The sequence below is a fragment of the Arthrobacter sp. PAMC25284 genome (assembly GCF_019443425.1).
In the GTDB taxonomy this organism is placed as follows: Bacteria; Actinomycetota; Actinomycetes; order Actinomycetales; family Micrococcaceae; genus Arthrobacter; species Arthrobacter oryzae_A.
This window is the reverse complement of sequence record NZ_CP080382.1, coordinates 476,995-491,894: the sequence shown is the minus strand read 5'-3', so window position 1 is coordinate 491,894 and position 14,900 is coordinate 476,995. Positions and strand designations below refer to the sequence as shown.

Here is a 14,900-nt window from a genome sequence, read left to right as displayed (position 1 = left end):
CTAGTGGCCCGCCTCGAACCAGCTGGAGCCAACGCCGATCTGGACATCGAGCGGTACGGACAGTTCCGCGGCGGCGCCCATTTGCTCCGTGACCAGTTTCCGGACGGCCTCCAGTTCCCCGGGCGCGACTTCGAGGACCAGTTCGTCATGGACCTGGAGCAGCATCCGCGATTTAAGGCCTTGGTCGGCCAGCGCCTCCGAGACCCCCAGCATGGCGCGTTTGATGATGTCGGCGGCGGAACCCTGGATCGGCGAGTTCAACGCCACACGTTCGGCGTTTTCCCGCAGCTGTCGGTCCGTGCTGGTCAGGTCCGGCAGGTAACGCCGGCGGCCCTCGATGGTGGCCGTGTAGCCGTCGATCCGGGCCTGTTCAACAACGCCGCGGAGGTAGTCGCGGACGGCGCCGAAGCGTTCGAAGTATTCCTTCATCAGGGTCCGGGCCTCGTCGACGGAGATCTCCAGCTGCTTGGACAGCCCGAAGGAGGTCAGCCCGTAGGCCAGGCCGTAGGACATCGCCTTGACCTTGGAACGCATCGCACTGGTGACCTCGGCCGGTGCCACGCCGAAGATGTGCGAACCGACGAACCGGTGCAGGTCCTCGCCGTCCTTGTAGGCCTGGATCAGGCCCGGGTCGGCGGAGAGGTGCGCCATGATCCGCATCTCGATCTGCGAGTAGTCCGCGGACAGCAGGCATTCAAAACCCTCGCTGACCACGAAGATGCCGCGCACACGCCGGCCTTCCTCGCTGCGGACCGGGATGTTTTGCAGGTTGGGGTTGTTGGAGGAGATCCGGCCCGTCGCGGCGACGTTCTGCGCGTACGTGGTGTGGATCCGGGCATCGTCCGCCACGGACTTCTTGAGTGACTCCACCATCTGCCGGAGTTTGGCTGATTCCCGGTGCGCCATCAGCTGGACCAGGAATTCGTGTCCGGTCTTTTCCAGCAGCGTCTTGAGCGAGGCGGCGTCGGTGGTGTACCCGGATTTGATTTTTTTGGTCTTCGGCAGGCCCAGTTCTTCAAAAAGTACCGTCTGCAGTTGCTTCGGGGATCCCAGGTTCACTTCATGCCCGATCGCCGCGAACGCAAGCTCCTGGGCATTTTCGATGACCTTCGACAGATCCGCCAACTGCTCGTTCATACGGTCCATCGACACGGCGATCCCGTCGAGTTCCATCCGGGCCAGGACGCGGCTGACCGGCAGTTCGAGGCTGGTGAGCAGCTCCTGCGCCTCGCGGGTCGTCAGTTCCGTTTCGAAGTGGTGGCTCAGGGCCAGCACGACGGCGGACTGCTGGACGAGCGCGCCGGCGGCGGCGCCGTCGTCCTCGCCGTCGAAGGCCAGTTCCAGTTGACCGGTCTTGGCAGCTTCCGTCGAGACGTTCATCTTCAGGTGATGCTGGGCGAGTTCGGCCAGCTCGTAGCTGCGGCGGTCCGGCTGGATCAGGTACCCGGAGATGGATGTGTCGTCGACGACGCCGTCCAGGCCCAGGCCACGGGCGGTGAAGGCCTTGAGCGCGGGTTTGAAGCCGTGCAGGACTTTGGGGGCGTGCGGATCGTTTAGCCAGGCGGCCAGCACCGCATCGGCCTCGGCATCGAGGGAGGCGAGGTCGATGAACGCGGCGGCGTCGGGACGCGCGACGGCGATCGCGGCGGCGTCGTCGGCGATTCCGCCGGGCACCAGGTCCACGGCGAGGGCGGAGCGCTGCCCCTTGCCGGCGTCGAGGAACTCCCGGAGTTCCGCAGCCCCGGTGAGCGTGGTGTAGTCGGGAACCTCGATGCTCTCGGCGTGGACGTCCTTGGATTCGTTGCCGTAGAGCGCAAAGAGCCGGGTCCTGAGCGTTTTGAATTCCAGCGTGTCGAAGAGTTCCTCGACGGCGTCGTGGTCGGGGCGTGGCTCTTCGAGTTCCTGGAGCGATACCGGCAGTTCCAGGTCGCGCAGGAGGTGGTTGAGCCGCCGGTTCCGTTTGACGGAGCCGATGTGTTCGCGGAGCGAGTCGCCGACTTTGCCGCCGATTTTGTCCAGGTTTTCGAGGATGCCTTCGAGGCCGCCATAGAGGTTGATCCATTTGGCGGCGGTCTTCGGGCCAACGCCGGGCACCCCTGGGAGGTTGTCCGCGGACTCCCCCACGAGCGCGGCGAGGTCCGAGTACTGCGGCGGGGTTACGAAGTACTTGGCTTCGATGGCTGCCGCGTCCATCCGCGGGATATTGCTGACGCCCTGCTTCGGATAGAGGACGAAGACGTTGTCTGTGATGAGCTGGAAGGTGTCGCGGTCGCCGGAGACGAGGAGCACCTCGAAGCCGGCTGCGTCGCCCTGGGCCGCCAGCGTGGCGAGGACGTCGTCGGCCTCGAAGCCGGGCATTGCGATGGTCTTGATGCCCCAGGCCTGCATGACCTTGTCGATCAGGTCGATCTGGCCGCTGAATTCGCGCGGCGTCTCATTCCGGCCGCCCTTGTAGCCGTCGTATTCGGCCTTTCGGAAGGTGGTGTCGTCGGAGACATCGAAGGCGACAGCGACGTGCGTGGGCTTCTGCTCCTTGATCAGGTTGATCAGCATGGAGGTGAAGCCGTGGACGGCGTTGGTGTGCTGGCCTGTGGAAGTGGCGAAGTTCTCTGCCGGCAAGGCGTAGAACGCGCGGAATGCCATGGAGTGGCCATCAAGCACCATCAGCCGGGGCTGGCTGGTAATGGGGGCCACGGGTGCCTCGGTGGCGGAGACGTCGACGGCGGTGCTGCGGGGTTTCGCGGCGGGTTCCGCCACAAGAACCGGGGTGCCCTGGCCGGCGGCAGGTTCAGCTGGTGTGTCCGCTGCATTGTCTGTCACGGAGGGGGAAGGGGCCGGTTTGGTAGTTTCACTCACAGGTGCCAGCCTAGTTGCCATGATGGACAATTTCACGCCCGGTCCCTTCGCCGCCGAGCTGGCCGCCGCCGGGGTACCCAGCCGCCTGCATGATTGGCTCGGCCAGATGGGCGTCGGCGCGCTGGTGGTGAAAATGGGGATCCGGTTCCTGGAGATGAGCCCGGAGCGGATGGTGGCGACCATGCCGGTGGAAGGGAATACCCAGGTGGCGGGAATCCTGCATGGCGGTGCGCATGTCGTCCTGGCGGAGACCTTGGGTTCCTTCGCCGCCGCGATGCACGCCGGCCCCCGCGCGTCAGGCGCTGGGAATCGAGGTGGGGGCCACGCACCACCGGGCAGTTTCCGGCGGGACCATCACAGGGACCTGCACTGCCATCCACCTGGGCCGGACCCTCACAACGCATGAAATCGTTATGACGGACGAGCAGGGGCGGCGGCTCTCCACGGCACGGATCACCAACCTGATCCGCGAGGCCGCAGCGTAGCCTACGCCCTGCCGCCGAAGCGGTAGCGCAGTTCAACCACTCCCCGGCCCATGGAGTGGGACGAGAGCAGTCCCAGCGGCGTCGTCGGGCGGCCCACCGGCAACACCGGTTTACCGCCGCCCAGCATCACGGGAATGATTGAGATGATCAGCTCATCCAGCAGCCCGGCGTCGGCGAATTGTGCCGCGAGGACTCCCCCGCCGATGATCCACACGTTCCGGTCACCTGCATCCGCGGCGAGGTCAGATTCGAACTCCTTGACAGGTCCGCGCACGAAGGTGACGTCGGCGCCTTTCGGTGCAGAGTGTTCGTGGTGCGTGAAGACCCAGCAGGGGATGCCCGGATACGGCCACTCGTCCGGTTGGTGTTCCCGCAGCCAGGCGTAGGTTTCGCCGCCCATCACCACGCAGCCGATGCCGGCCATGAACGCGTCGTAGCTTTCCCGGCCGCCTTCGAAACCGTCGAACTGCAGAAGCCAGTCAAGGTTGTCATCGGCGGTGGCGATGAATCCATCAAGGGACGATGCCACGAAGTACTGGAAACCTGCCATGGGCCAAGCCTAGCCATTGCGCTGCGGGCTGCCCACTGCGCGGCGCGCAGGTCTTGCCGGCGGGCCCGGGCGCTACTTGGAGAAGTAGGGAATGATCAGGTACAGGCCAAAGAGAACGGCCAGGGCACAAAGGCCGAAGCATACGTACGACACGGGACGCTGCCAGCTCCGCTGTCCATCGGCTCCGTCACCGGCGATGGCGGTGAGCCTGACCCCCAGCGAGTAAAGCACAACGACCGTCATGGCGGCGGTGAGCGTGGCCCCCGCCACGGTGAAGAGTTCCAACCATTTCATCGCTGCAGTTCCTTGCTCCGGCCGGGCTTGCGGCCGGATTTCTTCGTGGCGAAGCGCACGGCAGTGCCGGCGTCCTCGACTTCGATGGCATTGTGGTGGCCCACATGGGAACGGCGTGAGTGGATGAACATGTACAGGACGGCGCCTGTTCCGGCCACGGCGGCGATCACCACACCGATGACTCCAGTGTTTACCAGCAGGGCCGTCAAGGCCCCCACGATTCCGGCGGCCGGCAGAGTGAAGAGCCAGCCCACCGCAATGCGTCCTGCCGTTCCCCACCGCACGGAGGTACCCCGGCGGCCCAGTCCCGAGCCAATGACGGATCCGGAGGCGACCTGCGTGGTCGAGAGCGCGAAGCCAAGGTGCGAGGAAGCGAGAATAGCGGAGGCCGTGCTCGCCTCCGCGGCGAAGCCCTGGGCGGGCTTGACTTCCGTCAGTCCGGCGCCCATCGTGCGAATGATGCGCCAGCCACCGGCGTACGTGCCGATGGCGATGGCGAGAGCGCAGGCAGTGATTACCCAGAACTGGGGTCCGGTTCCCGCCTGCTGGGTCCCGGCCGCAATCAGGACCAGCGTAATGATGCCCATGGTCTTCTGTGCATCATTGGTGCCATGGGCCAGGGCGACGAGGCTGGAAGTGAAAATCTGCCCGGTTTTGAAACCGCCGCGACGCTGGGTGAGCTTGTCACCGGTTTCCGGGTTGTGCCGTGAGGTCAGGGAATATGCCACCCGGGTGGCGAGGTAGGCCACGCCACAGGCGATGAGCGGCGCGAACACGGCCGGGATAATAACTTTCTGCATAAGCGACGTAAAGTTCACAGAATGGATGCCGATGCCCGCGATGGCGGCACCGATCAATCCGCCGAAAAGGGCGTGGGACGAGCTCGACGGGAGGCCTTTGAGCCACGTGATCATGTTCCACAGGATCGCGCCCATCAGCCCAGCGAAGATGATCTCCGGCGTGATGAGGACGCCGTCGGAGCCTTCGCGGATGATCCCGCCGGAGACTGTCCTGGCGACTTCCGTGGACAGGAAGGCGCCAACCAGGTTCAGCAGCGCGGCCAGCGCGACGGCTTTTCTGGGCGTAATGGCGCCGGTCGCGATGGGCGTCGCCATGGCATTCGCCGTGTCGTGAAATCCGTTGGTGAAGTCAAAAAATAGTGCCAGCGCTATCACTAGCGCCACCATGATGGTGATTTCCACCTAATGCCCAATCTGCAGAGTCTACGGTCAGCAGTTTCACTTCCCCGTTGCCGCGGAGCCCCGTGCGAACGGAGCCCAGCCTTGGACACAGCGGCTTGAAACCCCGGTAAATCGTACGCGGCAACCGTGGCTGCGCAAAACCTCACATTGGTGAACATCAAGTCGATCGGCGCGAACAGCCAGACGGGTGGTTCCACACGCAGGGGCGCTTGTCCCCTGCCGGATGCGGACCGGTTGTCAGCGGTGGCGAAAATCCGGGCTGTCCCCGGCACTGAGCGTCGAGGCAATGCTCCGTTCAAGGGCGGCCTGCGTCGGCATGGGCAGGACGATGAGCCCATCCAACTCACGTTTCGCCCGTTTATAGGCGGTCTGGCGTTCAGCCGGGGTAGCGGCGGCATCAGCAGCGATTCTGAGGAGCTTGCGGGCGATCTCCAGGCGCCGGCGCTCCGGTCCGGTGAATTTGCTGTCCCTGATCCGGATGGCCTCGCGCTCAGCAACGTCGAAAGCGACCCCGAAGCCATGCACGGCGTCCCGGTACTCCGCGAGGCGCGCGGGCGTCGTGACCTCTCCGGCGGCGGGACGCAGGCCGTCGACCTGCCGCTTGGCCCGAAGGAAAGCGACCGTAAGGGGCTCCCGGACATCTGTCATGACCGGATAGTCGATGAGTTTGCCGACGTCGAGCTCGTAGTCCAGCCAACGCCGGTTCACCGCGTCGTGGGTCGCCAGCAGCGACGCCACCTCGGCCTGGCTCGCCACCTCGGCGTGCAGCTCCTGGTTCAGGAGCTTGTAGAGCTCCACCCGACGACGGTGCCGGCGTTCGCTGGCCCTCGACCAGGACCGCGCCCACCCGCCGAGCAGCCCGCTCAGCGGAAACACGAGCCACCAGAAGTGCCCGACGAAGTCGAAGATGTCCTCCACCGGTACATCGTCCCACCGGCCCGGGCAGGCCTCAAGGTCCTCCGGCCGTCGCGGAGTGCATTCCCGGATCCGCAGAAAAATGTCCACGGCCCGCACGCAGCGTTTCCTCTTGTACCGCGCGTGTGCGCCGCGCGGATAGCATCGACCGTCCGGTGGCCGCCTTCGAATTCTCGCCGGAGCCGCCTTGGATGGCTATCTGGCCGCTTCGGGTCACAATGCCATAACTCCGGTCCCGGCAGGCACCCGCGGGCCGGCCGGCGGCTCCATCGCACGTCAGCGCACGTCAACAGTCAATTTTTACGCTCTGAGTGAACGGCCGGTTGTTAGTGTCGATGGAGTCGACCTGGGGCGTTCTTCAGGGCACGGTCACCCGGCGGTCCTGGCTACAGCCCGTCCGCCGGCACCCTGAACCAGGCACCCGGCGGGCCGTTTTCGCGGGCCGTCCGGTTCGACCCTGACCGCACCACCAACGAAGCATTTACACGCGTCGTCGTCCCCCGCCGTTCCGGGGCCGTGACCGCGTAGACAGGCCATCAGTGAGCGAAGAAATTGCAGTAAGTGTGAACAACGTCTTTAAGGTTTTCGGCAAGAAACCAGCCGAGGCCGTCAAACGGATCAAGGCCGGACAGTCCCGCACCGACGTGGCAGCCCTCGGCACCGCCGCGGTCGTCGACGCATCTTTCGACGTCAAAGCAGGAGAGATTTTTGTGGTGATGGGGTTGTCCGGCTCCGGAAAATCCACCCTGATCCGGATGCTGAACGGACTAGTGCCTGCCTCTGCCGGAACCGTTGTGATCGGTGGGACCGACATTTCCTCGTTGTCCGGGAAGGCCTTGCGGCAGGTACGGCAAAAGAAGATTTCGATGGTTTTCCAGCATTTTGCCCTCATGCCGCACCGCACCATCATCGAGAACGCCGCTTACGGGCTGGAAGTCCAGGGCGTGGCAAGAAAGGAGCGGTTGGCCAGCGCCGCGAAGGTGCTGTCCCTCGTGGGCCTTGCCGGCTGGGAAGACAAGTACCCGGCCCAGCTCTCCGGCGGCATGCAGCAGCGCGTTGGGCTGGCCCGGGCGTTGTGCGCCGAAACGGACATCCTGCTAATGGACGAGGCCTTCTCAGCGCTCGATCCCCTGATCCGCCGGGAGATGCAGGAGCAGCTCCTGGGGCTCCAGTCCGACCTCGGCAAGACGATCATCTTCATTACCCATGACCTCAACGAGGCCATGTTCCTCGGCGACCGGATCGCCGTGATGCGCGACGGAGAGATCGTCCAGGTCGGCACCCCGGACGACATCCTGACGCAGCCAGCGAACGACTACGTCGCCCATTTCGTCCAGGACGTCGACCGGACCCGGGTGCTGACTGCCGGGTCCGTCATGGAACCGGCCCGCGCGGTCGTGAACCTCACCGGTGGACCGCGCAACGCGCTGCGTGCGATGCGGGACCTGCAGACGTCGGCGGCTTTCGTCGTCGACCGCCGCCGGAAGTTCCATGGAATCGTGAGGGACCGCGATGTTATGACACTTGTCGAAAACCGCGATCCGGAATTGTCCTCCGTGGTCCGCAACCGCACCGATTTCGTGTCTCCGGAGACCGCTCTCGCCGACCTGTTCGGCCTGGCGGTGGAGAGTCCGATCCCGCTGGCAGTTGTGGACGACGACGGCAAGCTGGTAGGTGCGATCCCGCGGGTCACGCTCCTGGCGGCCCTGGGCAACGTGCCCTCCACCACGACCGGTCTGCCGATCGTGGAGGCGACACCGGCTCCGATCCCCGAACAAATCGTCACCGACACCCTTGAATCGACCGCGGCAGAGCCCGCAGCACATGTGGGAGGCGGAAACTAATGATGGATTCGACACTGTACAGAATCCCCCTCGGGGTCTGGGTAGACACCGCCCTGAATTGGATCATTTTGTCCTTTGGGGGTTTCTTCACGGCCCTGCGGCAGCTGTTCCTCGCAAGTTTTGAGGGCGTGAACTGGTTGCTGGGCACACCCCCGTTCTGGGCCGTCATCGTGCTGCTCTCCGGTCTGGCGTACGCGGCCAAGGGCTGGAAGCTAGCCGCCGGATCCCTGCTCGGCTTCGCCGTCATCTACGGGGTCGGGCAGTGGGAGAACGCCATGGCGTCGCTGGCACTGGTCCTGGTGGCAAGCGCCATCGCTATCGCCATCAGTGTTCCACTCGGCATTCTTGCCGCCAGGTCCGCGGCCGCTTCGTCGGCTGTGAAGCCGGTGCTGGACTTTATGCAGACCATGCCCGCCTTTGTGTACTTGATCCCGGCGCTTCTGCTCTTCCGGGTCGGAGTGGTTCCGGGCATCGTGGCCACGATCATCTTCGCGATGGCGCCCGGCGTGCGATTCACCGAACTCGGCATCCGCGGCGTGGACCGCGAAGTTGTTGAGGCCGGCCACGCTTTCGGGGCCAGCCCCCGGCGTATCCTCACCCGGATCCAGCTGCCGCTGGCCACACCGACGATCATGGCCGGCATAAATCAGGTCATCATGCTCTCACTGTCGATGGTGGTCATCGCCGGCATGGTGGGCGCCGGCGGCCTTGGCGGCGACGTCGTCAAAAGCCTGAGCCGCATCGATGCCGCCCTCGGCTTCGAAGCCGGAGTCTCGGTGGTCATTCTGGCCATCTTCCTGGACCGCATCACCGCAAGCCTCGGGCGCCGGTCGGAAACCACCGCCCACTGACCGGGCCTGCCGCCGTCGGCGTCCACCGTACCGCTCGACCATTCCCTTACATTTGCCGGGCCCCTGCACCGCGGAGCCCGGCGCCGCACCCATGCTGCGCCCCGCGCAGCGACGAAAGGAACCCATGAAATTTCCACGGACACTTTTGACCGCATTCAGCGCTGCAGCGATGCTCGCCCTGTCCGGTTGCGCCGGTGGCGCCTCCACCGAGGCGTCAGCGGGCCCGGACAACGGGGACAAGAAGGACCTCACGATTGCAGTGTTTAACGGCTGGGACGAGGGCATTGCGGCCTCGGAGCTGTGGAAGGCGGTGCTCGAGGAGAAGGGATATAACGTCGCACTCGAATACGCGGCCCCCGCACCGGTCTATTCCGGGCTGTCCACCGGAGACTACGACGTCACTCTGGACACCTGGCTGCCGGTGACCCATAAGAGCTACATCGAAAAATATGGTTCCGACATGGAAGACCTGGGAGCCTGGAATGACGAAGCGAAACTGACCATCGCCGTCAACAAGGACGCCCCGGTGGATTCCCTGGAGGAGCTCGCCGCGAACTCCGGCGCCTTCGGTGGCCGGCTGGTAGGCATCGAGCCGGGGGCCGGCCTGACCGAAGCGACCACCAACAAGGTGATCCCGGAATATGGCCTCGAGGACATGGACTACCTCACTTCATCAACACCTGCCATGCTCTCCGAACTCAAGGCTGCCACCGCCGCCGGGGAGAACATTGCCGTCACCCTCTGGCGCCCGCACTGGGCCTATGATGCCTTTCCGCTGAAGGACCTGAAGGATCCCAAGGGGGCTCTTGGCGCAGCGGAGAGCATCCACAGCTTCGCCAGCAAGTCCTTTACCCAGGACTTCCCCACCCTGGCCGGCTGGCTCCAAAATTTCGCGATGGACCCGGAGAAGCTCTTCTCGCTGGAAAACGCCATGTTCAACGGTGCCAAGGCAGATGACTACGGCCCTGCGGTCACCCAGTGGATTTCCGAGAACCGGGACTACGTCGACGGCCTTACCCAGGGTTAAGACAACACTGCGAAAGAAGCCCCCGTCCTGCTGACGGGGGCTTCTTTGCATCCGGCTCGGCCGGCAGAGCCGCACGGGACAAAACCACGCGGGCCCCGACGTGCGCCTCAACCGTTGTGCTTGACCTTCTCCAGCCGGGTCACGATGGTGGGGCAGGGCACGTTCAGAAGGACGGCGTGCGCCGTGGAACCCAGCACCAGCCGGGAAAACCCCCCGCGGCCGCGGCTTCCGATAACCAGCAGCCGCGCCTTCGCGGCAGCGTCCACGAGGGCCTTGGCCGGCTCCTTGTACGTTTCAAGCTCCTGATGCACCACCAGGTCAGGATACTTATTTGTCAGGCCTGCGACGGATTCGGACAGAACGATCCGGTCCTCTTCAATGACAGTCTCGGTAAGGCGGCCGTCCGGCATCGTGTCCTTCACCCAGCGGTCCGCGCTCGGGAAGGCATGCACGACCGTCAGTTCCTCCCCGGCACGGTCGGCCTCGGCAGCCGCGAGAATTACGGCCTGCAGGGACTCTTCGGAGCCGTCGACGCCGACGACGACACCCGTGTGCCCATTCCTCGGCCCTGGCGGGATGACGGCGACCGGGCAGTCCGAGGCCGACACAACCTGCAGCGCCCGGTCCGTCAGCGGACCGCCGTCCAGCCAATGCTTGTTATGCACACCAACCACCACCATCGCGGCGCCGGCCGAAGCTTCGCGCAGCGCCGCCGCCGCACTGCCATGGCGCAACTGGGTCTCGACTGCAACACCGGCTGACTGCTCTCGTGCACTGGTCTCGGCCTCCTGCAGCAGGGCCAGGCCGGCTTCCCGGACGACTTCGCGGTTCTGGGCGTCCCGGGTAATCCACCGGTCATCCGTGGCGTGCATGATCAGGACCGGAAGTTCCCGCCGGGCGGCGCGGTCGAGGGCCCACGACAGGGCCGCTTCGCTTCCCGGCGAACCATTGATACCGACGACGATGGGTTTGCTCATGCTGAATCCTGCTCTTTCCGTCGTGTGTTCCTTAAACCTTGCGGTCCGGGCGGCACAGACCGGCTGCCGACACTTCAGTGTTCCCGGCTGTCCGGTCCCACGGTAGTGCCTTAAGCCCCTCACCGGCTAGGTATCGCGGCGCATGGGGTCGCCTCATGAAGCCGACTCCGGGTTCAGCCGCGGATGGCTTCCGCAGGGGCACGTTCCTCGATCCGGCGCCGTGGGTCGGCGCCGGGCGTCATCGAGGCTCTTCGAGGGAAATCTGTTCGAGGTGCTCCGGCACCCTTGCCCGCCAGCCGAGTTCGTGTTTGATCCGGCACCGCAAGGCGTCGGAGGCATCCTGTTCGCCGTGGGTGATGTATGTCATGCGCGGCGCGGTCCCGGCAGCTCTCATCCATGCCAGGATGCCGTCGGCATCCGCGTGCGCGGAAAGGCTTTCCATTTGGATGACTTCCGCCCGGATCGGAACATTGTCCCCGTAGATCCGGAGGTCCCGCTCCCCGGTGGCCAGTGCAGCTCCGCGGGTGCCGGCGGCCTGGTAGCCGCTGAGAATGATGGCGTTCTTCGGATCCGGGCCGTACGCCGACACGTGGTGCAGGATCCTGCCGCCGGTGAGCATGCCGCTTGCGGAGATGATGACCATGGGGCCGCCCCGGAGATTCAGGAGCTTCGAGTCGTCCGCGGTGCGGGAGAGCTTGGCAACCTTGTACATCCCCTCATAGTCTTCCGGCGGGAGCCGGTGCTCCTCTGGGTGGCGCTGATACATATCGGAGGCATCGATGGCCATAGGGCTGTTCAAATACACCGGAACGTCGGGGATTGCGTGCTTGCGGCGGAGCCTGGAGAGGTACAGCATGAGGGTCTCCGCCCGGCCAACGGCAAACGAGGCGATCAGCACTACGCCATTGCGCTTCGCAACCCTGGTGATGATCTCACCGAGTTGTTGCTCCGGATCAACGGTGGAGTGTTTTCGGTTGCCGTACGTTGATTCGGTGACGAGCACGCCAACATTCCCCAGGGGCCCTCGGCGGAAACATCAACGGATCATCGGAGCGGCCCAGATCACCAGTGAAATGCACCGACTGGGAGCCGATCCTGATATGGACCTGCGCAGCTCCGAGGATGTGCCCGGCAGGAAAGAAGGTCAGTTCCATGCCGCCGCCGAGGTCCAATGGCTCGTCGAACCCGCAGATCTTAAAACGATTGAGCGAGGCGACCGCGTCGGCGGCGGTATAGAGCGGCAGGGGCGGACTGTGTTTGGAGGATCCCCGATGGTCGGCGTACCTGGCCTCTTCCTCCTGAAGGTATCCGCTGTCCGGGAGGAGAAGCTTGCAGAGATCCGTGGTGCCGGCTGTGGCGTACACGGGACCGCCGAATCCGTCCCTGACCAGCGCCGGTACATAGCCGGTGTGGTCCAGATGCGCGTGCGTCAACACGACGGCGTCGATGGAGTGCGGCGGGACGGGGAAAGGCGCCCGGTTGCGCTCGCGGCTCCGCTTATAACCCTGGAACAGCCCGCAGTCCACGAGCACGCGTTTTCCGCCGGAGTCGATCAGATAGCGGGAACCGGTGACGGTATCTGTGGCTCCGAGGAAACGAAGGGTGGGCTGCTGGTGCTTCGTCATGATGCTCCCGTGCCGGTACCCGCCACCGTCCGGCCACGGGGGTACCCGGATTATGCCGGGTGCGGGCACGGGACCGTGTTGGACCTGTGAGTCGCTGTGTACCCTAAGCTTCCGCTCCGGCAAGGGCCGGACCTAGGGCCGAAAGTCACGTCCCCGGGTCGCGGCGCGAGTCGTCTTCATGACCGGGGTCGTCGTTGCCCGAGTGCCCGGAGCCGGCCTCCTGCCCTGATTCGGGTTCCGGTTCCGGTTCCTTGGACAGATCCACGCCTTCGCCGGCAGGGGAACGCGGTGTCACGGCGACGTCGCCGCTCGTGACGCCTGCGCTGCGGGCCATCCCTGTCCTTACCGCTTCCACCAGGGCGTCGCTGAGCAACGGACCGGTGTAACTGACCGTCACGGCGCTTCCCTCCAGCGACGTGGCATAGTTCCCCAGCGCGTCTGAGAGAATTCCTTCGGCTGCGATAAATTCGAGCAATGCGCCCGGGTCCGTGGAGGCGAGCGTGAATCTAAGATCATGGACCAGCACCAAGGCCACATGGAGGTGCTCCACCCCCGGGTACGACGCCTCTGGCCCGAAGGCGCGCTCCGCCACTTGCTCCGCGTCCGCACGCACGGCGTCCGGCGGAAGGGCCACGATCAGCTCCGGAACAAGATGGTCCAGGACGGCCGGATCCAGTACATCCGGTGAAATCTCGTAGAGCTCCATGCCGTTGCCGGCGGCTGCCTGGTCCAGCGATGAGCGGACAGACCTGAGATCGAATTCCGGCGTCGGGTGGACGGCGATGACCGCCCGACGTCGAACCATCAGCCCGTCGTGACTGACGGTGGGTCTGCCATTGCCGACGTCGGTTCCCGTCTCGAGAGAGATAGGCTCTGCGCCGGCTGCTGAACCCGTCTCTGCCCCGGCGGCCGGACCGGGCGATCCCTGCATACCGGGAGTGCAGGCGCTGAGCGCCGTCAGCAGAATTACGGCTGCAGCGACTCTCATTCTGATCCCCACGTCACGTCCCCGCGGGAAAACCCGGCCGGTAGGCCGGTGGAAAGGATCCAAAAGGGGTCATGTCCAGGACGGGAGGATCAGTGGTGACGGGATCGTTGTTCCGCAGGTCGCCGACGGAGAATTGCACCATCATGTCATGGTCCTCGTGCACCAGATTGTGGCAGTGCACCATGTACCGGCCGCCGGCATCCTCACCGGTGTTGAACTGCATCAGCACGGTGATTGACTCGTTCTCGCCAGCATAGAAGACGTCTTTTGGTCCAGTTTCCCAGAGAAAGGGCTTCCCACCATTCGTGTTGCGCCCAATGATCTTCGAGTCCGCCAGGTGAACGTGCACGGGATGGAACCAGCCGCCGGAGGCATTGATGATCGTCCACTGCTCCACGTCATACGGCTTGGGATTGCTGAACAGTTTGGTAAAACCAGACTTCTCGACGTCGTCCCACGTCACTCCGTTGATGGTCCACTGACTGTTTTTCCTCAAGAGCTTCAGGTCGCGCTTGGCGACGGCCATGTCCGGAGTCAGGTCCATCGTGGCGATTCCGCCCCTGGCGGGATGGCGGGCCCCGCCGTCATCCAAGGTGGCCGGGATGCTGGAGATGGACCCTGCCGCGGGACCGGAGTCGGCCACCACTTCGAACCGCATGATCTTCCCGGTATTGCGGAAGTCGATGTTGTTCTTGTTACTCAGGTTCCGCAACTCGACCGTCTGCCCGGCCCGGTAGCGGCGAAAATCAATCAAGACTTCGTAGCGCTCCGCAGACCCGTGCCGCCACGATTTCAGCGCCTGGACTTTTGGCACCAGGCCGCCATCCGTCGCCACGAGGTGCACCGGTTCCCCGTTGGAAAGGGTCGGGCGGTAGGAACGCGAAATTGAGGCATTGAGGACCCGGAATCGGTAGATCCTCGGCTTGACCTTCATGGTCGGCCACGGCACGCCGTTGACGAGGATGATGTCGCCCCACAATCCCTTGTGGTCGTTGTCGTTGTAACCCAGGGAACCGTCCGCTTTAAAGAGGGCATCCGAGATCATGATGGGCACATCGAACTCTCCCTGCGGGAGCTGCGCCCGGTCGAACTCGTCCGACAACGGATAGAAGGCGGCGAGTCCGGAGTACACATTTTGGGCGGTGACGTGATGATTATGGTCGTGGTACCAGAGGGTCCGGGCCGCCTGCCAGTTCGGGTAATGGTAATTCTTGATCTTGCCGGGAGCGGTGAAGTCGTTGGCGTAGCCGTCGTATTGCGGCAACGATGCGGAGCCGTGCAGGTGC

Annotated in this window: 11 protein-coding genes and 2 pseudogenes; 4 read left to right on the top strand and 9 right to left on the bottom strand. The window is 64.6% G+C overall.

The annotated features are described in order from the left end of the window. Complete coding sequence (gene polA / locus KY499_RS02270; protein ID WP_258191052.1) at positions 1-2,643, bottom strand: DNA polymerase I; 2,643 nt, start codon at positions 2,641-2,643, stop codon at positions 1-3. 232 nt (positions 2,644-2,875) lie between these two features. Between polA and KY499_RS02265 the strand changes: the two are divergent. Continuing rightward, a pseudogene (locus tag KY499_RS02265) lies at positions 2,876-3,341 on the top strand (hotdog fold thioesterase). A 1-nt stretch (position 3,342) separates the two neighbouring features. Here the strand turns inward: KY499_RS02265 and KY499_RS02260 are convergent. The 4 genes from KY499_RS02260 to KY499_RS02245 form a co-directional block, all read right to left on the bottom strand. Beyond that, complete coding sequence (locus tag KY499_RS02260; protein ID WP_219886128.1) at positions 3,343-3,891, bottom strand: dihydrofolate reductase family protein; 549 nt, start codon at positions 3,889-3,891, stop codon at positions 3,343-3,345. Positions 3,892-3,963: 72 nt separating this feature from the next. After that, positions 3,964-4,185, bottom strand: a complete 222-nt coding sequence (locus KY499_RS02255; RefSeq protein ID WP_123254168.1) for a hypothetical protein — start codon at positions 4,183-4,185, stop codon at positions 3,964-3,966. Beyond that, the gene (locus tag KY499_RS02250) at positions 4,182-5,387 is read right to left on the bottom strand and encodes an inorganic phosphate transporter (RefSeq protein WP_219886127.1); all 1,206 of its coding nucleotides are present in this window, start codon (positions 5,385-5,387) and stop codon (positions 4,182-4,184) included. The genes KY499_RS02255 and KY499_RS02250 overlap by 4 nt, the downstream gene beginning before the upstream one ends. 237 nt (positions 5,388-5,624) lie before the next feature. After that, a complete protein-coding gene (locus tag KY499_RS02245; protein ID WP_123254243.1) occupies positions 5,625-6,305 on the bottom strand; it encodes a hypothetical protein in 681 nt (226 codons plus the stop codon). A 536-nt stretch (positions 6,306-6,841) separates the two neighbouring features. On the opposite strand from KY499_RS02245, the gene KY499_RS02240 reads away from it, so the two are divergent. From KY499_RS02240 to KY499_RS02230, 3 genes are all read left to right on the top strand, one after another. Beyond that, on the top strand, positions 6,842-8,146 hold the full coding sequence (locus KY499_RS02240) for a glycine betaine/L-proline ABC transporter ATP-binding protein (protein WP_123254170.1): 1,305 nt from the start codon (positions 6,842-6,844) through the stop codon (positions 8,144-8,146). Continuing rightward, the gene (locus KY499_RS02235; RefSeq protein WP_123254171.1) at positions 8,146-8,997 is read left to right on the top strand and encodes a proline/glycine betaine ABC transporter permease; all 852 of its coding nucleotides are present in this window, start codon (positions 8,146-8,148) and stop codon (positions 8,995-8,997) included. The genes KY499_RS02240 and KY499_RS02235 overlap by 1 nt, the downstream gene beginning before the upstream one ends. 124 nt (positions 8,998-9,121) lie before the next feature. Beyond that, positions 9,122-10,024, top strand: a complete 903-nt coding sequence (locus KY499_RS02230; RefSeq protein WP_123254172.1) for a glycine betaine ABC transporter substrate-binding protein — start codon at positions 9,122-9,124, stop codon at positions 10,022-10,024. Positions 10,025-10,131: 107 nt separating this feature from the next. Here the strand turns inward: KY499_RS02230 and KY499_RS02225 are convergent, their stop codons facing one another. The 4 genes and pseudogenes from KY499_RS02225 to KY499_RS02210 form a co-directional block, all read right to left on the bottom strand. Then, positions 10,132-11,001, bottom strand: a complete 870-nt coding sequence (locus tag KY499_RS02225) for a universal stress protein (RefSeq protein ID WP_123254173.1) — start codon at positions 10,999-11,001, stop codon at positions 10,132-10,134. A gap of 238 nt (positions 11,002-11,239) precedes the next feature. Next, positions 11,240-12,626: pseudogene (locus KY499_RS02220) on the bottom strand (MBL fold metallo-hydrolase RNA specificity domain-containing protein). A 145-nt stretch (positions 12,627-12,771) separates the two neighbouring features. Next, positions 12,772-13,614, bottom strand: a complete 843-nt coding sequence (locus tag KY499_RS02215) for a hypothetical protein (RefSeq protein WP_148045164.1) — start codon at positions 13,612-13,614, stop codon at positions 12,772-12,774. A 13-nt stretch (positions 13,615-13,627) separates the two neighbouring features. After that, positions 13,628-14,878 carry a multicopper oxidase family protein gene (locus KY499_RS02210; protein WP_258190906.1) on the bottom strand — a complete coding sequence of 417 codons (1,251 nt, stop codon included), beginning with the start codon at positions 14,876-14,878 and terminating at the stop codon, positions 13,628-13,630. Between the last annotated feature and the right edge of the window lie 22 nt (positions 14,879-14,900).

Bases quoted from the DNA above. Each gene is read 5' to 3' on its own strand.
- polA (WP_258191052.1), bottom strand. From the start codon at position 2,643: ATGGCATTCCGCGCGTTCTACGCCTTGCCGGCAGAGAACTTCGCCACT.
- KY499_RS02260 (WP_219886128.1), bottom strand. From the start codon at position 3,891: ATGGCAGGTTTCCAGTACTTCGTGGCATCGTCCCTTGATGGATTCATC.
- KY499_RS02255 (WP_123254168.1), bottom strand. From the start codon at position 4,185: ATGAAATGGTTGGAACTCTTCACCGTGGCGGGGGCCACGCTCACCGCC.
- KY499_RS02235 (WP_123254171.1), top strand. From the start codon at position 8,146: ATGATGGATTCGACACTGTACAGAATCCCCCTCGGGGTCTGGGTAGAC.
- KY499_RS02230 (WP_123254172.1), top strand. From the start codon at position 9,122: ATGAAATTTCCACGGACACTTTTGACCGCATTCAGCGCTGCAGCGATG.
- KY499_RS02225 (WP_123254173.1), bottom strand. From the start codon at position 11,001: ATGAGCAAACCCATCGTCGTCGGTATCAATGGTTCGCCGGGAAGCGAA.
- KY499_RS02215 (WP_148045164.1), bottom strand. From the start codon at position 13,614: ATGAGAGTCGCTGCAGCCGTAATTCTGCTGACGGCGCTCAGCGCCTGC.